The organism is Streptomyces sp. cf386, from assembly GCF_900103585.1.
Lineage (GTDB): Bacteria > Actinomycetota > Actinomycetes > Streptomycetales > Streptomycetaceae > Streptomyces.
This window is the reverse complement of sequence record NZ_FNHV01000013.1, coordinates 286,720-310,040: the sequence shown is the minus strand read 5'-3', so window position 1 is coordinate 310,040 and position 23,321 is coordinate 286,720. Positions and strand designations below refer to the sequence as shown.

The 23,321-nt window shown below is 71.0% G+C and carries 15 protein-coding genes and 2 pseudogenes; 6 read left to right on the top strand and 11 right to left on the bottom strand.

The features are described 5' to 3' along the window. Window positions 1-24: 24 nt before the first annotated feature. Genes BLU79_RS31330 through BLU79_RS31320 form a run of 3 tightly spaced genes read right to left on the bottom strand, consistent with a single transcriptional unit; the run spans window position 25 to window position 3,166 of the window. Window positions 25-882, bottom strand: coding sequence for a carbohydrate ABC transporter permease (locus BLU79_RS31330; protein WP_093909304.1), 858 nt, complete (start codon window positions 880-882; stop codon window positions 25-27). Further along, window positions 879-1,868, bottom strand: coding sequence for a carbohydrate ABC transporter permease (locus BLU79_RS31325; protein ID WP_093909303.1), 990 nt, complete (start codon window positions 1,866-1,868; stop codon window positions 879-881). Before BLU79_RS31325 ends, BLU79_RS31330 begins: the two co-directional genes overlap by 4 nt. A gap of 29 nt (window positions 1,869-1,897) precedes the next feature. Then, complete coding sequence (locus BLU79_RS31320) at window positions 1,898-3,166, bottom strand: extracellular solute-binding protein (RefSeq protein ID WP_256333520.1); 1,269 nt, start codon at window positions 3,164-3,166, stop codon at window positions 1,898-1,900. Between the two features lie 261 nt (window positions 3,167-3,427). On the opposite strand from BLU79_RS31320, the gene BLU79_RS31315 reads away from it, so the two are divergent. Continuing rightward, the gene (locus tag BLU79_RS31315) at window positions 3,428-4,267 is read left to right on the top strand and encodes a GntR family transcriptional regulator (protein ID WP_093909302.1); all 840 of its coding nucleotides are present in this window, start codon (window positions 3,428-3,430) and stop codon (window positions 4,265-4,267) included. 106 nt (window positions 4,268-4,373) lie between these two features. Here the strand turns inward: BLU79_RS31315 and BLU79_RS31310 are convergent, their stop codons facing one another. Continuing rightward, complete coding sequence (locus tag BLU79_RS31310) at window positions 4,374-5,249, bottom strand: universal stress protein (RefSeq protein WP_093909301.1); 876 nt, start codon at window positions 5,247-5,249, stop codon at window positions 4,374-4,376. A 193-nt stretch (window positions 5,250-5,442) separates the two neighbouring features. Then, window positions 5,443-7,161: pseudogene (locus BLU79_RS31305) on the bottom strand (GAF domain-containing protein). Window positions 7,162-7,595: 434 nt separating this feature from the next. On the opposite strand from BLU79_RS31305, the gene BLU79_RS31300 reads away from it, so the two are divergent. Then, window positions 7,596-8,090 carry a pyridoxamine 5'-phosphate oxidase family protein gene (locus BLU79_RS31300; protein WP_093909299.1) on the top strand — a complete coding sequence of 165 codons (495 nt, stop codon included), beginning with the start codon at window positions 7,596-7,598 and terminating at the stop codon, window positions 8,088-8,090. Between the two features lie 87 nt (window positions 8,091-8,177). On the opposite strand, the pseudogene BLU79_RS31295 reads toward BLU79_RS31300, so the two are convergent. Together BLU79_RS31295 and BLU79_RS31290 are read right to left on the bottom strand one after the other, a co-directional pair. After that, a pseudogene (locus tag BLU79_RS31295) lies at window positions 8,178-8,375 on the bottom strand (alcohol dehydrogenase catalytic domain-containing protein); the annotation flags it as partial. Between the two features lie 26 nt (window positions 8,376-8,401). Further along, window positions 8,402-9,346: a universal stress protein gene (locus tag BLU79_RS31290; protein WP_093909298.1), complete on the bottom strand. Its 945-nt coding sequence runs from the start codon at window positions 9,344-9,346 to the stop codon at window positions 8,402-8,404. Between the two features lie 339 nt (window positions 9,347-9,685). On the opposite strand from BLU79_RS31290, the gene BLU79_RS31285 reads away from it, so the two are divergent. The 3 genes from BLU79_RS31285 (at window position 9,686) to BLU79_RS31275 (ending at window position 12,946) form a co-directional block, all read left to right on the top strand. Continuing rightward, entirely contained in the window at window positions 9,686-11,407 is a 1,722-nt protein-coding gene (locus BLU79_RS31285) for a SulP family inorganic anion transporter (RefSeq protein WP_093909297.1), read from the top strand. Between the two features lie 180 nt (window positions 11,408-11,587). Then, the gene (locus BLU79_RS31280; RefSeq protein WP_093909296.1) at window positions 11,588-12,046 is read left to right on the top strand and encodes a Crp/Fnr family transcriptional regulator; all 459 of its coding nucleotides are present in this window, start codon (window positions 11,588-11,590) and stop codon (window positions 12,044-12,046) included. A gap of 207 nt (window positions 12,047-12,253) precedes the next feature. After that, window positions 12,254-12,946: a response regulator gene (locus BLU79_RS31275; protein ID WP_093909295.1), complete on the top strand. Its 693-nt coding sequence runs from the start codon at window positions 12,254-12,256 to the stop codon at window positions 12,944-12,946. A 47-nt stretch (window positions 12,947-12,993) separates the two neighbouring features. Here the strand turns inward: BLU79_RS31275 and BLU79_RS31270 are convergent, their stop codons facing one another. Genes BLU79_RS31270 through BLU79_RS31255 form a run of 4 tightly spaced genes read right to left on the bottom strand, consistent with a single transcriptional unit; the run spans window position 12,994 to window position 22,480 of the window. After that, a complete protein-coding gene (locus tag BLU79_RS31270) occupies window positions 12,994-17,439 on the bottom strand; it encodes a S1 family peptidase (protein ID WP_093909294.1) in 4,446 nt (1,481 codons plus the stop codon). Next, entirely contained in the window at window positions 17,436-17,654 is a 219-nt protein-coding gene (locus BLU79_RS31265) for a CU044_2847 family protein (RefSeq protein WP_093909293.1), read from the bottom strand. The genes BLU79_RS31270 and BLU79_RS31265 overlap by 4 nt, the downstream gene beginning before the upstream one ends. Window positions 17,655-17,708: 54 nt before the next feature. Further along, window positions 17,709-22,061, bottom strand: coding sequence for an nSTAND1 domain-containing NTPase (locus BLU79_RS31260; protein ID WP_093909292.1), 4,353 nt, complete (start codon window positions 22,059-22,061; stop codon window positions 17,709-17,711). Then, entirely contained in the window at window positions 22,058-22,480 is a 423-nt protein-coding gene (locus tag BLU79_RS31255; RefSeq protein WP_256333519.1) for a CU044_2847 family protein, read from the bottom strand. The genes BLU79_RS31260 and BLU79_RS31255 overlap by 4 nt, the downstream gene beginning before the upstream one ends. 195 nt (window positions 22,481-22,675) lie before the next feature. Here BLU79_RS31255 and BLU79_RS31250 point away from each other — a divergent pair, with 195 nt between their 5' ends. Next, window positions 22,676-23,029, top strand: a complete 354-nt coding sequence (locus BLU79_RS31250) for an antibiotic biosynthesis monooxygenase family protein (protein WP_093909353.1) — start codon at window positions 22,676-22,678, stop codon at window positions 23,027-23,029. The last annotated feature ends 292 nt before the right edge of the window (window positions 23,030-23,321 follow it).

The following is a 23,321-nucleotide window of genomic DNA, read 5'->3' as shown; positions in this document are numbered from 1 at the left end:
GGGTCGCGGGGGTGGGTGTGGGCGTCAGCCCTTGACTGCGCCGGCCGCGAAGCCGGAGGTGACGTGGCGTTGGAGCAGCAGGAACACCACGAGTGCCGGGGCGGCGAAGAGGGTCGAGGCGGCCATGGTGGCGCCCCAGTCGGTGCCGAAGACGTTCTGGAACGAGGACAGCCACACGGGCAGGGTGCGGTTGTCCTGCTGCTTGATGATCAGGAAGTTGGCGTACGTGAACTCGTTCCAGGCGGTGATGTAGCCGAACAGCGAGGTGGCCATCAGGCCCGGTGCCAGCAGCGGGAACGCCACGCGCCGGAACGCGCCGAGCCGGGTGCAGCCGTCGACCTGTGCGGACTCCTCCAGCTCCGGGGGGATCGTGGCGATGAAGCCGCGCAGGACGATGACGGTGAACGGCAGCGTCATCATGAAGTAGACGAGGGTCAGGGTCGGCAGCCGGTCGAGCATGTCGGTGTCCCGGGAGATGATGTAGACCGGGATGATCAGTGACTCCCAGGGCGCCATCTGGGCGATGAAGACCATGAGCATGAACTGCCGGCGCCCCTTCCACTTCAGCCGGGCGACCGCGTAGGCGGCGCCGAGTGCGATGACGAGGGCGAGCAGGACGGCGCTCAGCGTGACGAGGATGCTGTTGCGCCAGAACAGGCCGAAGCCGTCGGCACCGACGGCGGTGCGGAAGTGTTCGAGCGTCCAACTCTCCGGGATGAACCGGGGGTTGTCGGACTGGATGTCGCGGGTCGGGGTGAACGCGGTGGCGACCATCCAGTAGACGGGGAACAGACAGACCACGACCGTGACGACGGCGGCGGCGTTCAGGGGCAGACGGTGGATGCGTCGGGTGCGTCGGACGCGGGGCAGGCTCGTGCTCATGCGAGCTCGTCCTCCTGGCGGAACATCTGGCGGAAGTAGAAGACGAGCACGCCCGACATCAGCACGACGGTGACCATGGAGGCCGCCGATCCGAGGTCGTAGCGCTGGCTCGACAGGGCGGTCTGCACCGCGTACACGGGCAGGATCGTGGTCGCGTCGCCGGGCCCGCCGTTGGTCATCACCCAGATCTGGACGAACGCCTTGAACGTCCAGATCACTTCGAGCGAGAGCACGAGCAGGAAGATCGGGCGGACCATCGGGAAGGTGATGGAGCGGAAGATCCGCGGCCCCGACGCTCCGTCGAGCCGCGCCGACTCGTACAGCTCGGTGGGGACGGTGGTGAGGGCCGAGTACAGGGTGATCGCCGCGAAGGGCACGGACTGCCACACGACGAGTACGACCACGATGGCGAAGGCGGCCGGGCCGTGCGCGAACCAGGGATAGCGGTCGAAGGACCCGAACCCCAGGCCGGTCAGGACCGAGTTGACGATGCCGAATTCCGAGTGGAACAGCCACTGGAAGACGGTGGTCGCCGAGATGACGGGCATCGCCCAGGTGAGCACCAGCGCGCTGAGGACCGTGGTCCTGCCGAACCGGCCGAGGCGCTCGATCATGAGCGCGACCAGCGTGGACAGGGCGATGATCAGGACGACGCTGATCGCCATGAAGAGGAAGGTGCGGCGCACGACCTCCCAGAAGTGGCCGTCGCTCAGCAGCTTCTCGTAGTTCTCGAATCCGACGAAGCGCGCGTCGCCCACGATGAGTTGGCGTAGCCCGAAGTCCTGGAGCGATATCACCACGGCGCGGACCAGGGGATATACGAGGAGGTAGAGCGTGCCGAGGACGGCGGGTGCGATCAGGACGTACGGCCAGATCGCGCGGCCGGTGGCCTTCGACGGGCGGTGCGGTCCGGGGCCGGTGGAGCGCCGGGGTGGCGCGGTGCCGAGTGGGGGGCGGGGGGCGGTCTGCTCTCGGACGGCCGACACGGCGCTCCTCCTTCCGGTGCGTGGACGGTTCAGGAGCCGGAGTTCATCGCCGTGGTGATGGCTTCGGATGCGGTGGTGGCTTCCTTCTGCGGGTCGCCTCCGGTGAGTACGGCCGTCATGTAGTCCTTGATCGGGTTCTTGGCCTCGACGGCGGCCCAGCCGGGGGTGTTGGGAGTGGCGTGGCCTTCGGCGGCGCCGACCGCCATGGCGGCGGCGCCCGGGTCGGAGGCGACCGCGTCGGCGAGGGTGGTCTTGTTCGGGACGTAGCTCATGGCGACGGCGAGCTTCTTCTGCCAGGTGTCGCCGGTGAGTTCCTTGATGAAGGTGTAGGCCGCGTCCTGCTTCGTGGAGGCCGTGGGGATGACGAGGTCGGAGCCGCCGGTGAAGACCGCGCCGGGTGCGTCGGCGGTCTTGCCCGGGATCGGGAAGAAGCCGAGCTTGCCCTTCAGTTCGGGGTTGTTCTCGATGACCGTGCCCGCGCCGCCGGGAGACGAGATGACCTGGGCGACCTTCCCCTTGGCCATGACGTCCGCCTGCGGAGGGGTGGCCTCGTCGGAGTCCTTCGGCCCCCTGCCGAGGGCCTGGAGCTTCTCGTAGAACTCCATGCCGCGGATCGCCTCGGGGGTGTCCAGGCTGCCCTTCCACTTGCCGCCGGACTCGGTGGCGAGGTCGCCGCCCTCGTCCCAGACGAAGCCCGCGAAGGTGTACCAGTTCTGGCCCGGCAGATAGATGCCCTGTGTGTCACCGGTGTTGAGCTTCTCGGTGGCGGCGATCCACTGGTCGCGGGTCTTGATGGCGGCCGCGTCGATGCCCGCCTCCTTGAAGAGGTCGGTGCGGTAGATGACGACGCGGTTGGCGGCGTAGTACGGAATGCCATACTGCTTGCCCTCGTAGGCGCCCGGCTCGGCGAGGCCGTCCAGCCAGTCCTTCCCGCCGAGTTCGTCCACCTTGTCGCTGAGGTCGAGCAGGCCCCCGCTCTGTGCGAACTGGGCGACCTGGGTGTTGCCGGTCTCGATGACGTCCGGTGCGTCGTTGCTGGCGAGGGCCGCCGTGACCTTCTCGCCGATTCCGTCCCACTCCTGGATCTGCACCTTGACCTCGATGTCCGGGTGAGCGCTCTCGAAGCCCTCGACGAAGTCCTTCTGGAACTGGGCCGAGACGCTGTCGCGCATCAGCCAGACGTCGATGGTGGAGCTCCCGCCGGAGCTGTCGTCGGGGGCGTCGGAGGAGCTACTGCAGGCACTCAGCCCGACCGTCATCACGAGCACGGACACACCGGCAAACGAGCGGAGCTTCACGGTTCACCTCTGGAGGACATGACCTGACCACCTGACCAGTGAAGTCCACTGGACAGCTCACCTCTTGATGTGGGGATGAAGGTGGCATAGACCAATCGAGGCGTCAACCCCTCCTACTTCCAAGGGTTTTAGCGCGCAGGTCGGTCAGAATCCGGACGATCACCGCCAGGTGGCAGTTACACTTCCCTGGCCATGAGGGCGTTTACGGGAGACCACTGGTCAACTGGTCAACTGAGGTTTCCGTGCATGAGGGAGTGCGACATGAAGGCCGACGAGCCAGGTGCGGTGCTCAAACGGGAGCGAGTCCGCGACTTCATCCTCGACCTCGTCGAGTCGCACCGCCCGGGAGATGCGATCCCCTCCGAGCGTTCTCTGTGCGCCCGCCTGGGAGTGTCCCGCCCGACCCTGCGCGCGGCGGTCGACGAACTCGTCGCCGCGGGTCTTCTGGTCCGGGAACACGGCCGCGGCATGTTCGTGGCACCCGAGAAGATCACCCAGGAACTCGTCTCCGGTCAGCAGACCATGACAGTCCCTCAGGCTTCCGGGGCTTGGTCGAGCCGCCTGCTGGAGTTCACCACCATCCCGGCAGGCGCGCGCGTGGGCCGCAAGCTGCGCATCTCACCCGCCGCCGAGATCGTGTACGTGGCACGGCTGCGCCTCGTCGACGGCGCCCCGATGGCCATCGAGCACCTGCACATCAAGGCCGATCTGGTCCCCACCCTGTCCGCCGAGGAACTGGAAGCCGGCGACCTGTACGAGCACCTTCGCGAACAGCACGGCGTACACGTCCAGGAGGCCGTACAGGCGATCGAGCCGACCGTCGTCACCCGGGCCGAGGCCGAGCTGCTCGAAGTGCCCGAGTTGTCCCCGGCGCTGCTCTTCGAACGGCTCACCTCGGACACCACGGGTCAGCCCGTCGAGTACGTCCACTCGATCTACCGCGGCGACCGCTACCGCATCGTCTCCCGGCTCACCCTCGGCCCCTCGGCCACCGTGCCGCCGGCCCAGCCCGGACACCACCCCGGCATCCCCCCGGGCGACTTCGCCCACCGCGACACCTTCGCTTCCTCCACACGCGGGGACATCCAGTCGGCACCGTGAGCCACTGCGGTGACCCGGCGCGGCGTGGGCGCAAGGGCGGCCGGCGAGCACCGGTCCGTCCTGAGCGCGGCACCATGGCTCCGGCGCCACTCCACAGCGGCGATGTTCACGCCAGCTGCGGAACGACCGCCACCGGGCAGTACGCGTGGTGCAGCAAGGTGTGGCTCACACAGCCCAGTTGCAGCCCGAAGTGGCCGTGCCTGCGTCGAGCCCCGATGATGACGAGGTCGGCGGCAGCCGAGCGGCTCACGAGGATCCGTCGGGCCGGGCCCTCGACCGTGGCGCGGTGCACCAGGACATCGGGCTGGTCGGCCATGGCTTCGCGCAGTTGGTCGTCGAGATGGGCCGAGGCACGCTGCTCGTGCTGGTGGACGGGTTCCTCGGCGAGCGCGGGGTGGTCGGCTCCCTCAATTGCGGGGCAGCGCCAGGCTCGTACGGCGTCGAGGGTGCACCCGCGGGCTTCGGCCTCGTGGAAGGCGAAGCGCACGGCTTGACCGCCGGTGGTCGACTCCCCCACGCCGAGCAGGATCCGCTCGTGGGTGCCGGCCAGGCCTGCCTTGTCGCCCCGGACCACGATCACCGGGCAGTGCGCACGGCCGGCCACGGTCAAGCCGACCGACCCGAGAAGCAATCCCTTCAGCTCGCCACGGCCGCGTACCCCCGTCACCAGGGCGAAGGCATTGTGGCCCTCACGCAGGAGGACGTCCGCGGCTTCTGCGGGGACGACCTCGGTGGTCACTTTTACCAACGGGTCGCGCTGGGCGGCACGCTCGGCCGCCGAGGCGACGATGTGCTCGGCCAGACCGCGCCCGGAGGGGCGTTCCCATCCGGAGGACGGTATGGCCCTCTCGTAGCGTTCCCACAGAGAGGCGTACACCAGCCGCAGCTGAAGGTCACGGCGGGCGGCTTCGTAGAGGGCCCAGTCGACGGCCAGCAGGCTGGCGTCCGATCCGTCGACGCCCACCACAATGGGGAGTGTCATTGCCCTCACCGCCTTTGGTAGGGCTGCCATGTCGGACAGCCAGGGCTCTCTCATCTCACGGCTGCACCCAGCCTGCGGGCGCCACGAGAGGCGAGTGGGGCCCTGCCGGGGACGTTCGGCCCAGGCCGGACGTCCGACGGGGTGCCGTGTCTCGGGTGTCGGCGGACAGAGTCACCCAGCCCACCGCGGAGCTCTAGGCGGCCGGCACCGGCACCCACCACGCCAACGTGGCGCCACCACCCTCCGGCCTGCTCAGCTCCAGCTCCCCACCCAGCTGCTGGGCCCGCTCCGCCATGTTGCGCAGCCCGCTGCGGCGGCCGTCGGCCTGGACGCCGACGCCGTTGTCGGTGACTGTGAGGCGGACCTGGCGGGAATCCGCCGTGAGGGCGACGTCGGCGCGGTCGGCGTGGGCGTGGCGGGCGACGTTGGTGAGGGCCTCGGAGAGTACGGCCACCACGTGATCGGCGATCTCGCGCGGCACGAGAGTCTCCACCAGGCTCTCCATGCGCAGGCTGGGCGCAAAGCCCAGCACCGGCGCCGCCTCGCCCGCGATCCGCACCACACGCGCCCGCGGTCCGGCCCCGCCGGCGCTTTCGCGTGAGCGGAGGCCGAAGATCGTCGACCTGATGATCTTGATGGTCTCGTCCAGGTCGTCCACCGCGCGCACCACGTGCTCGGAGGCTTCGGGGTGGTCGATGAAGCGGCCCGCGCTCTGCAGGGTCATGCCGGTGGCGAACAGCCGCTGGATCGCGAGATCGTGCAGGTCGCGGGCGATGCGGTCGCGGTCCTCGAGCACGGCGACCTCCTCGGCGTCCCGTCGGCGCTCCGCGAGCTCCATGGCGACGGCGGCCTGCGCCGCGAAGCCCCGCAGCGGTCCGATCTCCTTCCCGGTGAACACCGTCTCCCCCGCCTCGCGGATCAGCAGAACGACACCTCGTACACCGCCCTCGCCCGTGCCGACGGGAACTGCGACCGCGGGGCCGAGGTCGGTCAAGCGCGGGGGGCCTGCCGAGACGCGTTCGTCATGGGAGACATCGGGGGCGGTGACGGGAGCGGCGGTCGAGAAGGCCTCGCCGATCAGGCTTCCGTCGACGGGCAGCACCAGTCCGCGCGGCGTCTCCGCCTCCGGCCCGATGGCGATCTCCATGCTGAGGGAGTCGGTGTCCTCCATCGGCACGGCGCCCACGGCCAGTGCCGCTCCCGTGATCTCCCGGGCGCGGTCGGCGATCAGCCCCAGGACCTGGGCGCGCTCGCTGCCGGAGATGAGGCTGTGCGTGATCTCCGCGTTGGCCTGTAGCCAGCGTTCCCGCAACCGGGACTCCTCGTAGAGGCGGGCGTTGTCGATGGCGACGCCCGCCGCCACGGCCAGGGTCGACAGAACGGATTCGTCCTCACCGTCGAACTGCCCCCCGCCCCGCTTCTCGGTGAGATACAGGTTGCCGAAGACCTGGTCGCGCACCCGGATGGGGACGCCGAGGAAGGTGTTCATCGGCGGATGGTTGGGCGGGAAGCCGTACGAGGACGGGTGCTCGGAGATCTTGGCCAGGCGCAGCGGCTCGGGATGACGGATCAGCTCGCCGAGGATGCCGTGGCCCTCCGGGAAATGGCCGATCCGGGTGATCTGCTGCTCGGTGACGCCGACGGTGTGGAAGGCCGACAGCCGCGTGCCGTCCGGACCGATCACACCGAGGGCGGCGAACTCGGCGTCGACCAGCACCGCAGCTGCTTCGACGATGCCGTGCAGCGCCTGCTCCAGATCCCGGCCGACGGAGAGCACCGCCTCGCAGACTGTGCACACGGTCACGGGTACACGGGCCGCGTCCAGCCGGGCCTGCAGCTCCTCCAGCAGCTCGTCCAGCCTCAGCTGGGGCAGCCGTACGCGGGCTTCCCGAGGCTCCTCGGCGCTTCCCACCTGCGCCTCCTCCGGTCCCGTGGGCGGCCCGGCCCCGGCCGCTCCGGTCACGGCCACGCTACCGGCCTGCGGCGCGTGACGGTACGGGATCGGACACGGACGCGGTCGCACAGCGGCCTGCTCACAGGACCGACGCTTGGGCCGTTCGGCCCGGCCTGTCCATCGGAGTCTGCGGCGAACACCGCCGCCACCTCGACTCCACCCACTTCTTCCGAGCTGCGTTGTCCGGAGCCGAGGGAAGCGACAGCTGGTGAGCACGCGGTCTCTGGCATGACGGGCACGCCTCCGACGCCCCACCGCGAACGTGAAACGGCCGCCCGGTCCCTCATCGGGGCCGACCGGCCCTAGCCCTCGGCGGCTTCCCGAGAGACCGTTGATACAGGAGCGGCACCGATCCCCCGCGGTGTCGCTCCGCCCACGTGGAGACCTCAGCAATGAACAACGCACCCCAACGGAAACCCGCCATGGTCCACGACGACAGCCGACCGGCCCTCGCAGGACCGCGTCGCCGCATCGAACTCGACGCCGCCGCGGCGCTGCGGCTGCTCGGCAGCGTTTTGCTGGGCAGGATCGTCTTCACCCAGCACGCCCTGCCGACCGTACGCCCGGTCAACCACGCCCTGGACGCCGGGGACATCGTGATCCGCACCCACGAAGGTGCCGCCCTGACCTCGCACGCTCAGCAGGCGAGGGACCCGCGAGTCGTCGTCGCCTACGAGGCGGACGCCATCGACTCGCGGACGCATCTGGGCTGGAGTGTGGTGGTGACCGGGTACGCACGGCTGGTCACGGACCCCGAGGATCTGGTCCGCTGCCGGGCGTTGGTACAGCCGTGGGTGGAGCATGCCATGGACCAGGCGATTCGTATCCGGCCCGACCTGGTCACGGGCATCATGCTCACCGCGGACGGACCCTCGGACGAGGCCTGAACCACGCCCGAGCAGGACATACGGGAGATACCCGTAAGACGCCGAGAACGGCGGCCGCGGGGCAGTGCGAATGGTGCGTACGCCGGGGAGCCCGACTCCCTCGTGGCCGGGCACGAAGGGCGGAGTGGGCTTGACGGGCCAGTCGCCTCGGGCGGCGTGGATGGCGGTGTGGCACAGCCCGGAGGCCTCGACCCGGATGCGGACCTGGCCGGGGCCGGGCTCGGGGTCGGGGCGGTCCTCGATGACGAGGGGCTCGCCGAAGGCTCGGACGACCGCTGCCTTCATGGTTTCTGCTCCTCGGGTTCTGTGCGTCAGTGGTGCGGAACGACAGCGACGGGGGCGGTGGAGTGATGCAGGACGGCGTGGGCGACCGGCCCGACGTGCGCGCCGATCGGGTTGCGGCGGATGCGCTTGCCGACGACGACCAGGGATGCCTCGCGGGAGACGTCGACGAGGTGGCCGGCGGGGGTTCCGTAGTGGGACTCCGTGGTGACCTCGACGTCCGGGAACTTGTTGCGCCATGGACGCAGGAGCTCGGTCAGGGCGCTGGTCGCGGCCTGTGCCATGGATCCGTGGAGTTCGAGGTCCGCGGACAGGCCGTACGCGTAGTACGGGGGCACGTTCCAACCGTGTACCACCCGCAGGGAAGTACTGCGGCGGGTTGCCGCAGCGAGCGCGAACTCGATCAGCTCCTCATCCGGGCTGTCGATGTCGAGGCCGAGGACGACGGGCCGGAAGGCGGTTGCGGCGGACGGGATGCCGGCGGGGTCCGCCTCGTGTTCGTCGGCGGCCTGCTCGCCGGCGCGGACCAGGACGACCGGACGCTCGGCGTGTGCCACGACCGAGAGCCCGACCGAGCCGACCAGGAAGCCGCCGACCCCGCTCAGTCCTCGGGAGCCGAGGACCAGCAGTTCGGCGTCCTTGGCCGCTTTGGCCAGCACTTCGGCGGGCCGGCCGGACAGGTGCTCGGTGAGGACTTCGAGGCCTGGGTGGCATGCACGGATGCCCTCGGCCGCCTCGCGGGGCACCCTCCCCCAGCCTTCGGCCGGGGGTGCCCCCATCTCGCTTCGCTCGGTCCAATCCTGCCGGGTCTCGGCGCCGAGGAGCGGCGCCTGTGCCATGAGCGCTGGTACCGGCTCCCGGACATGGACCAGCTTCAACGGCAAGCCGAGCAGCTGTGCCTCTCGGGCCGCCCACTCGGCCGCCGCGCGGCTCTCACGTGAGCCGTCGAGGCCGACGGTGACGGTGCGGTTCATGATTCCACCTCCTGAATCGGTGGTCCCGATTCGAGCTTCGCCTTCGGATGAGGCACCCGACAGGGGCCGCAGGTCCCTGCAAGGGCCCGACTGGCCCTGGCCGGTCCCCCTGGGTGCGGTGGGCCCCGTAAGGCCCACCGCACCTCCCCCCACGTCCCCGCCGGTCAGCAGTCTCGCGGCAGCCGGCGGCAGCCGCCCGAGGCCGAAGGTCTGTGTCCGTAGGGCTGAACGGCCCTGTCCTCAGGGGCCGTTGGGGTGCATGCTCGGCCGGACACGGTTCGCCTCTCGCGGCGGCGGGCGCGTCGGTGGATCCTGGGGTCGGACGGAGAAGGGTGGCTGATGTCGCAGGGCAAGGGCGGACCCGTTCCGAGCTGGCGCCATCTGGTGCCCGGGGCCGTCGCCCTCCTCGGCTACCGGCGCTCCTGGCTGAGGGGCGACCTGCTGGCCGGCGTCACGGTGGCCGCGTACCTCGTCCCCCAGGTCATGGCCTATGCGGGAGTGGCCGGGCTCCCGCCGGTCGCGGGGCTCTGGGCGATCCTGCCCGCCCTCGCCCTGTACGCGCTGCTCGGGTCCTCGCGCCTGCTCTCGGTCGGCCCCGAGTCCACGACCGCGCTGATGACGGCCACCGTGGTCGCCCCGCTCGCCGCCGGCGACCCCGGCCGCTACGCCACCCTGGCGCTCACCCTCGCGGTCACGGTCGGCCTGCTCTGCCTGGTCGCACGGGCGGCACGGCTGGGCTTCGTGGCGGACCTGCTGTCCCGCCCGGTGCTGGTCGGCTACATGGCGGGCGTGGCGCTGATCATGATGGCGGACCAGCTTCCGAAGCTCACCGGGGTCGGCACGACGGAGACGAGGTTCTTTCCCCAGCTGTGGTCATTCGCCGGAGACGTGACGGATGCTCATACGGCCACCGTCCTCCTCTCCGCCACCGTCCTCGCCCTGCTCTTCGTCGTGGCACGGTACGTCCGTTCCGTGCCCGGCCCGCTGCTCGCCGTGGTCCTCGCGACGATCGCCGTGGTGGTCCTCGATCTCGACGAGCGATACGGCATCAAGGTGATCGGCGAGGTCCCGTCGGGCCTGCCCGGCCTCGCGTGGCCGGACTGGACCGAGGTGCCGCGTCTCGTGCTGCCCGCCCTGGGCGTACTCCTGGTCGGGTACACGGACTTCATCCTCACCGCACGGGCGTTCACCGACCGCGACGACGGCGAAGGCGATGGCCCCGGGCTCGATGCCGATCAGGAGTTTCTGGCGCTGGGCGCGGCCAACCTCGGCGCCGGTGCCCTGCACGGCTTCCCGGTCAGCAGCAGCGCCAGCCGGACCGCGCTCGCCGCCTCGGCGGGCGCCCGCAGTCAGGCGTACTCGCTGGTCGCGGGCGCCGTGGTCCTCGCGGTCCTGCTCTTCTTCAGCCCCCTTCTCAGCCGCACACCGTCCGCCGTCCTCGGCGCTCTCGTCGTCTACGCCGCCGTCCGCATGATCGACCTCGCCGGCTTCCGCCGCCTCGCGTCCTTCCGCCGCCGCGAACTCCTGCTCGCGCTCGGCTGCCTGGCCGGGGTCCTCGCCCTGGACATCCTGTACGGCGTTCTCGTCGCCGTCGGTCTGTCCGTGGCCGAACTGCTGACGCGGGTGGCCCGCCCGCACGACGCCGTCCAGGGCGTGGTGCCCGGGGTCGCCGGAATGCACGACGTCGACGATTACCCCCAGGCACGCACGATCCCCGGCCTGCTGGTCTACCGCTACGACTCCCCGCTCTTCTTCGCCAACGCCGAGGACTTCCGCCGCCGTGCCCTGGCCGCCGTCGGCGAGCAGACGGAACCGGTCCGCTGGTTCGTCCTCAACGCCGAGGCCAACGTGGAGGTCGACATCACCGCGTTGGACGCGGTCGACGAACTACGCCGCGAACTCACCGAGCGAGGCATCGTCTTCGCTCTCGCCCGCGTCAAGCAGGACCTTCTGGACGACCTCCGGACGTACGGCCTCGCGGACTCCGTAGGAGCGGATCTGATCTTTCCCACCTTGCCGACCGCCGTGACCGCGTACCGGAGACGGACTCGCGATCAGTAGGCCGACAAGCCGTTTCTGGAACGGCCCCGGCGGGTTCGCGGGAGGTGCCGTAGGTCTCCTCTTCGGAGCCGGGTGAGCCCGCTTCGACAGGCCGGGTGGCCCATGGTCCGCCGGCGGCTGCGGGCACAGGCTGGCCATGGAAGTCCGTGGAAGTCCCTGCAGCCCGTCGGGAGGCACGCCATGATCACCACGCCCACGATGCCTCGCGCTCTGCCCGCCGAATATCGGCAGCGGCTCATGCGCGTCGCCCGCGAGGTGTCCTTCCCGCAAGGGGCGCGCCTGTTCGAGGAAGGCGGGAAGGCCGACCGGTTCTGGATCATCCGAACGGGCACCGTCGAGCTGGACATGCATGTACCCGGTCGCCGCGCGGCCGTCATCGAGGTCCTCCGGCACAACGAACTCGTCGGCTGGTCCTGGCTGTTCACACCGCACGTCTGGCACCTGGGCGCCGAGGCGACGACCCCGGTGCCAGCGTACGAGTTCGACGCCACGGCCGTACGAGCGATGTGCCAGGACGACCCGGCCCTGGGCCACGCCCTCACCCAATGGGCCGGTGACGTACTGGCCCACCGCCTCCGCGCCGCCCGGACCCGGCTGCTGGACCTGTACGCCCCCTACGGCGCCGGCAGCCACGTGTGACCACCAGGCGACCCGCAGCGAGCACGGAGCCACCCTGCACGGCACCCCTCACATCGTGAGCCCGTGAGCATTGGGCCGGTGAGGGCACTTCTCAAGGCCGAGTGGGGCCGGTCGGCCCTGGTACATCCGGACGTGGCGAGCAATGATCGGTATGACGAGCAGTTCGTGGACCGCAGACCGTGAGCCACCCGGGAACAAGGGGGCGTCATGACCGAGCCAGGCACCTTCACGGAGCAGAATCCGATCCGCGTGTTCCTGCTGGACGACCACGAGGTCGTACGTCGGGGCCTGACCGACCTCCTCGACGCCGAACCGGACATCTCGGTGGTCGGCGACACCGAGACCGTCGAGCACGCCCTCGTCCGCGGCCCGGCGCTGCGCCCGCACGTCGCGGTACTCGACGTACGTCTCCCGGACGGCGACGGCATCACGGTCTGCCGCGAGCTGCGCAGCCAGATGCCGGAGCTGGCCTGTCTGATGCTGACCTCGTTCGACGACGAGGACGCCCTGCTCGACGCCATCATGGCCGGTGCCTCGGGCTACGTCCTCAAGCAGATCAGAGGCTCCGATCTGGTCTCTGCGGTCCGCACGGTCGCCTCGGGCCAGTCCATGCTGGACCCCGCGACCACGGCCCGCCTGATGCGCTCACTTCGCGCCGACCCGGCCGAGACTCCCGCCATCGCCCCGGAGCTGGCGAGCCTGTCTCCCCGCGAGCGGGACATCCTCGCCCTGATCGGCGACGGCCTGACCAACCGCGAGATCGGCAAGAAGCTCTACCTGTCGGAGAAGACCGTCAAGAACCACATCTCCCGGCTGCTGGCCAAGCTCGGCGTGCAGCGCCGCGTCCAGGCCGCGGTCCTGGCCTCCCACGTGGAGCCGCGGGGCACCGGCGGAGGGTGACGGCGCGCTGGTCACGGACCTTCTCGGCGGTCCGGCCGGGCGGTGTCTCAGTCGTCCTCGGCACAGGGTTTCCGGGTCCTCGGATCGGCAGGGAGCAGGTCCACCTCGCCGAAGGTGAGTTCCCGGTCGCCGATGATGGCGCACAGCTCGCGGTACCACCGGTCCGGCGCCAGCTGGAGCGGTCCGCCGATGCCGCCGGGGCCGATGTGGAGCACGGTGCTGCCGTCCGCGGAGGCACCCATGAAGGTGTGCTGCCCGGCGAGTGCGCTGTCGTGCGGGCCGGTGAAGGAGTAGAAGGCCTCGTAGCCGGGCTCGCCGATCCGGTAGATGCGTACGGCGTTGTTCGCCGCGAGCAGATAGCGGTCCCCGCCCTCCACGAATCCGGCGGCGAACGAGGTGGACCCCGACTCGGCGATGCTGCGCAGAGGGCCGATCTCCTTGTGCGGCGGATCGCCCCGCCGCCACAGTTCGAGCACCGAGCCCCGACGCAGGATCGCGAAGTACGTGCCAGTGGCGTCGAACTGGGTGGCGAGGATGTCGTCACCGGTCTTCAGGGTCTCGGTGGTGCGTCCGGTGGTGATGTCGACGACATGGATGCCGGGCCGGCCCAGGACGACGACGGCGACCCGGTTCGTCGCCGGGTAGGGGCCGATCATCAGGTCCGCGTCCTTGGCGCCTTTGGCCCGGGAGCGGACGGGCGCGGCGTCGAAGCGCACGAGTCGCCTGCCGGTGCGCGGGTCCCACTGTTCGACGACGGTTCCCGAGACGGTGACGAGTTTGCCGCCGCGGTCGAAGAAATAGCTGAAGTCGTACTTCGGCCGTTCGGCGCTGCCGTCGTCCCCGCCGATTTCGATGTCCCCGATCGACGACTCGGAGTCGGGCAGTGGCGGGGGCTGGACGGCGGTGACGGTGGTGATACGGCGCAGGGTGGTGGCGTCGCGGACGGTGACGATGCTCGCGCCCTCGCGGTCGGCGACGAGCCGTCCGGTGCGGTCCAGGGCGATGGGTTCGCTGCCCGTGGGCACCCAGTGGGGCTTGCGGCGCGGCATGTCGGCGAGGACGCGGGCGCTGTCCTTGCGCGCGTGGTGCAGCTGGATGCGGGAGCCGTCCGCAAGGACGGTGATCGTGTACTTGCCGTCCCGTGTGAGGAGTTGCTGGGCGACGTCGACGAACCAGTAGCCGGGGCTCAGTTGGACGAAGCCGATCATCGACTCGTCGTGGCGGACGAAGTAGAGCCGGCCGTGGGCCTCCACGAGCCAGGGGCTGCTTGTGGCCAGCGAGGAGGTCGCGGCGGGCAGGCCGTTGCGGGAGAGGACCTTGCCGTCGCGCATGTCGACGACGCTGAGGCCCTTGAGGGAACTGAGGGCGACGCGCAGGCCGGAACGGTCGACGGACTGCACCATGCAGATGCTGGACGCGAAGTCCGCGTTCTTCTCCCGGTAGACGGTGCCCTCTCGGAAGCCGTCGCTGACCCGGTGGACGGTGACCTCGGCGGTCTTGCCCCGCATGTGGCACAGGACGGCCCGGGTCCGGTCGCCGGAGATGCGGATCTGGTCGGCGTCGGCGCGCACCACGAGCCGGCTCCTGCCCGTCAGGAGGTCGAGGGCGAGCAGGCTGCCCTTCTCGCCCTGCCCGAAGTCGCGGAACCGCTTGTAGACGGGGACCAGCAGCGTCCGGTTGTCGGGGGCCGGCCACATCCTGAACTCAAGGCCCTTCGGCGCGGGGAGGTTCCCGGCGAGGGTGCCGTGCGGGCCGCTGTCCAGGTTCCACCGGACGATGCGTTTGCGGACATGCGCGACGATCATCGTGCCGTCGAGGGACATCGCGGGGGTGACGGTGTCGCTCCAGTTCGTGCCGATGCCGGGGGCGTCCGGGAGATGGTGCAAGGGGCCGGCGGGGCGTTTCGCGCCGGGGCGTACCTCGAACCACACGGCCTTGCCGTCGTACTGGATGTAGGCGGCGCGTTTCCCGTCGGCGGACACCATCACGTACTGGACCTCGTCGGTGGACGGCACGCGCACGGTGCGTACCGGTCCGGTCAGGGCATTCACGAACAGCGTGGCCCCGGACCGGTTGGACGCCGCGAGGACCACGTCGCCGTCGCGGCTCTTGTCGAAGATGGTGTCGTCGAGTTCGCCGGACAGCACCCGGTCGTAGTCCTTGTACTGGAGGTACTGACGCAGCAGTTCGTTCTCGGCCTCCTGTGTGGGGGACGTGTCGTAGGCGGCGAGGGCGAGCAGACCGGCGCGGGCCGGGTCGGTGCCCGTCGCCTCCTGCGCGGCCTGGGCGAGGGCGCGGGAGGCGCCGAGGGCGGCGCGTTCCTCGCTGCTGCGGCGTTCGACGACATAGAGCATGCCGAGCACCAAGGCGAACGCCAAGGCCGTGGCCAGACCGGAGAACAGGGCCCGCCGCCGACGGGCGCGTCCGCGGCGGTGGGTGCGGCCGGCCGTCAGATAGTCCCGCTCGGCCACGCTCAGGACCGCGGCACGCTCCGGGAGCCACTGGTCGGCGCCGGCCATCGCCGCGGTGGTCGGCAGGTGTTCGGGGGCCCGGTCCGCCTCCTGCCAGCGGTCCATTTCGTGCTGTACGGTCTCCAGCCAGCCGAGGAAGGAGCGGTCCTCGGCCACCCACGCGGCGAGCTTGCCCCACTCGCCGATCAGCGCCTCGTGCGTGAGTTCCACGGTCTCGGTGCCCTCGGCGCCGCGATCGGTGACGAGGAGCCGGGTGTGCGCGGCGAGGCGTTGGGCGATGCGCCACTGGTCCTCGCCGAGGTCACCGCGCCGAGCGAGCCGCCGGGTGGCCACAGCGGCGCCGAGCGGCAACCGGACGAGCTGGGTGAACAGCCGGCGGGCGGTCGCCTCGTCGTCCGGTGGCACGTGTTCGGCCCAGACCCGGTCGGCATGGTTGCCGAGCGCGCCGGTGACACCGCCGAGCTCGTCGTACGCGCGGTGGGTGAGCACGCCGTCCGTCTGCCGCTGCCACAGGAGATCGAGGGTGAGGGCGAGGAGGGGCAGGGCGCCCGGTTCGGTGCCGGTGTCGGCGAGGACGCGCTCGGCGAGGTGGGGCTCGTAGGAGACACCGGGGAGGGCGTCGACGGGGGTGGTGACGATGTCGCGCAGGCCGTCCTCACCGAGCGGGCCGAGGGCGTGCAGGTGCCGGCCGATGACGGGTCCGAGGTGCGGGTGGCCGAGGACGGGTTCGAGGAAGTCGGCGCGCAGGGTGGCGAGTACGCGAGTGGCGGGCGGCAGGGCGTCGGCGGCGAACAGTACGTCCGACAGGTCGCGCACGGCGTCCGGGTGCTGCGTAAGCAGTTCCTCCAACTGGTCGACGATTACCAGAAGTTGATTGCCGCCCTGCAGTCGGAGCAGGCGGTCCGTCGGGCCGGCGAGGCCATGGCGGCGCAGTTCGTCGGACAGTTCGGGTATGCGGGCCAGCCGATGGGTCTCGGGCAGGTCGGGTTCCAGCTGCGGCAGCAGTGCGGAGGCGAGGGCCGCGAGGGGGCTGCTCCCGGACGCGGGCCGCATGACGACGACGCAGGCGCCACGTGCCCGCAGCCGGGGTGCCACACCGGCGAGTGCCAGCGACGACTTGCCGGAACCCGAGGCGCCCACGACGGTGACCCACTGCCGTTCGTCGAGTGCGCGGGCGACCCTCTCGCTCTCATGCCGCCTGCCGTGGAAGACCGCCGCGTCGGCCTCCTCGAAGGCGGCCAGTCCGCGGAACGGCGAGGGAGGCAGCACGAGTGGGCGCAGTTCGGGCCGGGCGGCCACGAGGGCGGCGGTGGGGATCAGGTAACTGGCGGGCGGCTGCCCGGACTCGGCCACCGCGACCATGCCGACCACACCCGACAACCGGTCGTCCCACACCGGCCCACCGCTGAAACCCCGCGACACCGGATAGCCGTCACCAACGAGATCGGCCTGCACCCAGCCGTCGGCCTGCCGACCCCGCAACACCCCCGCATGCCACACCCCACCGGGACGCCCGGCGGGCAGCCCGAACGCCCGCACCCGGTGCCCCCACAGTCCGCCCGTAGCATCGTCGGCGGACGCGTCGGCCGACTGTCCGGCCACAGCCGACCCGCCTGCCACCGAGGACTCGTCAACGTCGACCAACCGCACCGGACCAGCCCCGGGCAACGGAGCGGCGAACCGCAGCACGGCGACATCGGCCAAGCCGGAGGCCGCACCGGGTGCCGCACCGCCCACCCCCCTCGGTGGCACCCAGACTTCAACGGTCGCGTCCGCCTGGGGCGCGGTGGGCACGAGAGGCAGGTCGGCCAAGACGCGCGCGCCGGGTTCCGGTGGTGTGCCGGTCGGCGTGCCGAGGGCGGCGGAGACCACGTGCGCGCAGGTCAGGGCGATGGTGTCGGACACCAGGAAGCCGACGCCGACGGGTTGCCGCCGCGCGTCCAGGATCCGCAGCAGCGCTCTGTCCAGGGCCTTCGAGCCACCGACCGTCGGCTGCCGTTCCGGTTCCCGCGCCGACGTCATCGCGCCACCAGGTCCGCGTCAGCCGTGAAGGTCAGCCCGAACTCGACACCGATCTTGTCGGGGCCGTCGGGCATGTCACGGAAGGCGGCGACGAAGTCCTCCACGACGGGCCGGATCCCGGCGAGCATGTCGTTCAACGACCCGGCACCCCCGAACTCACCGACGCAACCGGATCCGCCGGGCGCGGACACGGATAGTTCGACCAGATACGCCATGCGTCCCCCTCGCTCGGACCCTCGTCGTCAACACGCTCCGCTCAACACCCGGCGCTACGCGCACAGTTGCCGTGTCTCCGCCTCCGCCGGGAGATCGTCGCGTTCGTCCTCCGTGAACGCGCGGTCGCCGACGACACGGCACAACTCCTGCCTCCACAGCTCCGGATCGAGGACGACGGCACTGCCGTCGTAAGTACCGCCCTTGAGCACGGTCCTCCCGTCCTCGGACACGTCCAGGAACGAATAGTCCCCCGTCGCGAAGGTCGGATCGGCGAGCAGATAGGCGGCGTCATAGCCGCGCTCGCCGAACCGGTAGATGCGTACGGCGTCGTCGGCGGCGACCAGGAAGCGGTCGTCGTCGAGAAAGACGGCGCGGTACGGGGTGACGCTGCTCTCGCCGACGCTGCTCAGCGGGCCGATCACCCTGCGCGCGGGGTTTCCGCGCCGCCACACCTCCAGCCCCGTGTCACGGCGCATGACCGCGAAGTACCGGCCGCCGGGGCCGAACTGGGCGGAGAGCACGTCGTCCTCGGTGCGCACGCGGTCCGTGACGCGTCCGTCGGTGATGTCGACGACCCGGATGCCGGGCCGACCCTGCACGATCACGGAGACCTTGTTACGGCCCGGGTACGGGGCGATCGTCATGAGCGCGTCCGGGTCGCCGTCGGGGCGCAGCGCACCGGCGTCGAAGCGGGCCGTCTGCCGGCCCGTGCGCGGGTCCCACTGCTGGAGGACAGTGCCGGAAACCGTCAGCAGGTGACCGGTGTGATCGAAGAAGTAGCGGAACTCGTACTTCGGGTCCTGCAAGGTGAGCGCCCCGCTGACGTCCAGGTCTCGGACCAGTCGCGTGCCGGGCCGGGTCTTCGGCGGTCGGACCGCGGTCACGGCGGCCACCTTCCGCAGCGTCGACGTGTCACGGACGACCACCGTGTCGCGGGCCTCCCGGTCGGCGACGAGTCCGCCGGTAGCGTCGAAAACGGGCAGGTCCGTCTCGCCGGGCACCCAGTACGGCTTGCCACGCGACACCCGTGCGAGGATCTGCCCGCTCCGCTTCGGGTCGGCCGGGCGCAGTTCCATGCGGGAGCCGTCCTGAAGGACGGTCATCGTGCGCTTGCCGTCGGCGGTGAGCCGTTGCTGGGCGGCCTTCGGCAGTCGCCCGCGGGGAATCAGGTTCACGAGAGCGATCATCGAGTCCTGCCGGCCCGCGTAGTAGAGCCTGCCGTGCGACTCGGCGAGGACGAGGGCGGGCGTGAAGTCTGTGCCGGCGGGTTCCGGCAGCGAGACGCCGGAGATCACCTCGCCCCTGTCCAGGTTCACGACGCGCACATTCCCGCCCCAACCGAGCGCGACGCGCCCGCCGGTCGCGTCGACGGCCGCCACCGTGCACAGGTCCGTGCGATACGCCTCCTCCCGCTCACGGTAGGGGCGGCCGATGCCGGCGCCGTCGGAGGTCCGGTGGCGGCTGACGACTGACTGATCGCCCTCCTCGCGGCACACAACCGCGGTGCGGCGGTCCCCGGACACGAAGATGTTCTGGGCCTCGGACAGGAGTTGGGTGGCGCGGCCGGTACCCATGTCCACGGACTTCAGCGCCTGCGCGCCCGACGCCGTGTAGACCTTCGTCAGCAGCGTCCGCCCGTCCGGGCCGAACCACAGGGCGGTGTTCATGTCCTGGGGCGCGGGCACGTCACCGGCGAGCGCGCCACGGTCCAGGTTCCACCACACCAGGCGGCCCCGGACGCGCGCGGCGAGCAGACGGCCGTCCGCCGACAGCGCGGGGCCCACCGAAATATCCCAGCTGACGCCGCTGCCCGGCGCGTCGGGCAGCCGGTGCAGCGGGCCGAGCAGGCCTGCGGCGTCGGTGTCCACCTCGAACCACACGGCCTTGCCGTCCGCCTGGACGTAGGCGCCGCGCTTGCCGTCCGCGGACACCACGACTTCAAGGACCTGTCCGGTCGAGGGCACCTGGGCGCTGCGCACCCGCCCGGAGGTGGCGCCGACGTACAGGACGGCCCGGCCCAGTTGCGAGGTGGCCAGCACGACGTCACCGTTCCGACTGATGGTGAACGCCCTGACCGTGCCCAGTACACCGGACAGCACCCGGTCGTAAGCGTGGTAGCGCAGGTACTGCCGCAGGAGTGCGTTGCGGGCCTCCGTCGTCGGCGCCGTGTGGTGGGCTGCCAGTGCCTTCAGCACGCCGAGGGCGGGTTCGGTGCGCGCGTCGTCCTCCGCGGCCACCGCGAGGGCGCGGGACGCGGCGTCCGCCGCGCGTTCCCGGCTCTCCTCCCGGGTGGCGTAGAGCAACGACAGTGCCACCAGGACCAGTGCCACGACGAGACCGACGGCCGAGAGCGCCGTCCGTCGCCGACGGACCCTCGCGCGGCGGTGGGCGCGGCCGGCGTCCAGGTAGTGCCGTTCGGCATCGGTCAGTTCGTCACGGCGTTCGCTCAGCCACCGTTCGGATCGGGCGAGCTGCAGGGGCGTGGGAAGCAACTGCGAGGGACGCCCGGCGTGCTCCCAGCGGTCCATGTCCTGTTGCAGAGCGGCCCGCCACTCCAGGAAGGCACGGTCCCCGGTGGTCCAGTCGGCCAGTTTGTCCCAGTCGCTGATCAGCGCCTCGTGCGCGAGTTCCACGGTCTCGGTGCCCTCGGCGTTGTGGCCGGTGGCCAACAGCCTTGTCCCGGCGAGCCGTTGCGCGACCCGCCACTGCTCGTCGCGCAGTTCGGTGCGCAGCACCATCCGCCGGATGGGCGCGGGCGTGCCGACCGGGACTCGGACGAGCCGGGTGAACAGCCGCCTGGCCGCTTCTTCGTCCTCGGGCGGCACACACGCTTTCCAGACCCGGTCGGCGTGCTTGCCCAACGCGCCGGTGACACCGCCGAGTTCCTCGTACGCCCGGTGCGTCAGCAGGCCGCCCTGCTGCCGCTGCCACAGCAGGTCGAGGGTGAGGCCGAGGAGGGGCAGGGCACCCGGTCCGGTGCCGGTGTCGGCGAGGATGCGTTCGGCGAGATGGGGCTCGTAGGACAGCCCGGGGACGGCCTCCACCGGTACGGTCACGATCTCGCGCAGGGATTCCGGGGTCGGCGGGGCGAGTGCGTGCAGGTGTCCGCCGAACTGCGGGCCGAACCGCGGATGAGCCAGGACCGGTTCCAGGAAGTCGGCACGCAGCGTGATCAGTACGCGGACGGTGGCGGGCAGCGTGTCGCCCTGGAGCAGGTCGGCCAGCTCGTCGACGGCGTCCGGTGCCAGGCCGAGGACCTCCTCGAACTGGTCGACCACGACGAGCAGCCTGCTGCCGCGCCGCAGTTGGAGCAGCCGGGCCACGACGTCCGCCGGGCCGTGGCGGCGCAGCACTTGGACGAGTTCCGCGGTCCGCTCGGGGCGCTCGGCCTCGGGCAGGTCGGGTTCCAGCAGCGGCAGCACCGCCGCCGCGAAGGTGGTGAGCGGGCTGCTGCCGGGCGTCGGCCGCACGACCACCACCTGGGCGCCTTCCGCGCGCAGCCGAGGCGCCACACCGGCCAGGGCCAGCGACGACTTGCCGGATCCCGACGGTCCTACGACGGTGACGCGGCGCTCCGCGGCCAGTGCCCGCGCCGCCTCGTCGCTTTCGGCCCGCCTGCCGTGGAAGATCGCCGCGTCCGTCTCCTGGAACGCCGAGAGAGCCCGGAACGGCGACGGCGGCAGCGTGACCGCACGCAGCTCGGGCCGGGCGGCCAGCAGTCCGCCGGTGGGGATCAGGTAACTGACGGGCGGCTGCCCGGACTCGGCCACCGCGACCATGCCGACCACACCGGACAGCCGGTCGTCCCACACGGGGCCGCCGCTGAAGCCCCGCGACACCGGATAGCCGTTGCCGACGAGATCGGCCTGCACCCAGCCGTCGGCCTGTCGGCCCCGCAGCACCCCCGCATGCCACACCCCGCCGGGACGCCCGGCGGGCAGCCCGAACGCCCGCACCGGGTGCCCCCACAATTCGTCCGCGTCCACCAACTGCACCGGTCCCGCTCCCGGAAGCGGCGCCTCCAGCCGAAGCACGGCGACATCGGCGGGCCCGACGACATCGGCGTCGTCGCGCGCAGAGGACACCGAGGACCCGCCGTCGGGCGCCCTCGGCGGCACCCAGTGCTCGACACCGGCCGTCGTCGCAGGCGCACCGCCGTCGCGCTGCGGGGCGGGCACGAGGGGAAGGTCGACCTGGATCCGTGCGGAAGCGGGAGGTGCCGCTTCCCCCGTCGTACCCAGGGCCGCATGGACCACGTGCGCGCAGGTCAAGGCGAGCGTGTCGGAGACCAGGAAGGCAACGCCGACGGGGTCCCCGCGGCCGTCGCGGACACGCAGTACGGCCGCGTCCAGGGACTGCAGGCCCGGGCCCCCCGTCCGCTCGGGCGGTAACGCGGGCAGTGTCATCCCGCCGCGTCCGCTGCCGGTGCCGGTGTCGGTGCCGGTTCACCGGACGATGGATTGCGCCAGGTCAGGGTGACCTTGAAGTTGGCCTGACCGGTCGTCCGGGAGATCACCACGTCCGCCTCAGCCGACAGGGACAGGCCGAACTCGACGCCGATCTCGTCGGGTTGCCGTGCCATGTCACGGAATCCGTCGACGAAGTTCTCCGCGACCGGACGGATCCCGGCGAGCATGTCGTTCAGCGACCGGGTCGCCCGCGCCACGACCTGCCCGGGACGCGCGACCTGCACCAGCCCGTCCGCGACCTCGTCGATCTGGACCTTGACGATGCCGGTCGCGTCCGACGGAGCGGATCCCGCCCCCTCGCCACCGGTTCTCGCGTCGCCCGCCCCGGACACAGGCAACTCGACCAGGAACGTCATGCTTCCCCCTTCGCGACACCTGCCACGGCAGTTCCCTACCCCATCGATGGGACGGCATGTCAGAACCGAACCGTCTCGAACCGCGCCGTCCCGACCTGGCGGCTCCGCTGACGCAGGTCGTGAGCGGGATCGCTTATGTATCCCGTTCAGGAAAGACGCCGGATCGTTGTGCGCATCCCGTCTTACAGTGGCGCCATGAGCAATCACTCCGAAGCGCCTGTCACGCCCGTCGAGGCCTTTGAACCCCCTTACTACGTGACTGTCTTCACCACGGTGCGAACCCAGGACCAGAGCGGCTACAGCGAGACCGCCGCACGCATGGAAGACCTGGTGAAGGACGTCCCTGGATTCCTGGGGATGGAGCATGCCCAGACTCCCGGCGGGCTGGGCATCACCGTCGGGTACTTCCGCGACGCCGACGCCCTCACGGAGTGGCGGAGCAATGCCGAGCACCGCGCGGCGCAAAAGCGCGGGCAGGTCGAGTGGTACGAGAGCTACACGCTGCATGTGGCCAAGGTGGAGCGGAGCCACGGGTTCACGCGAGCGTAGGCCCCGCAGGGCATGACGGCCGTAGCAATCCGCTGGTTCGGCGGTCCGGGTCAGTCCCCGGGAATCTGGGCACCTCCCAGGGGGCTGCGGCGGCTCTGCTCACGGCAGCGCACGACCCACGTGTTCGTCCCGCTACGACGCCGACGCTCAGCCGGGGCAACGGTGCATTCGCGCTCTGCGGCAAGGGCTGATGCTCCTTCCGGTTGATCGCCCGATCCACCGGAATCCGGCCGACACCGGAACTGCTCCGCCGACCGTCATTCCGGTGGCAGCTGGATCTGCCGTGTTCTTC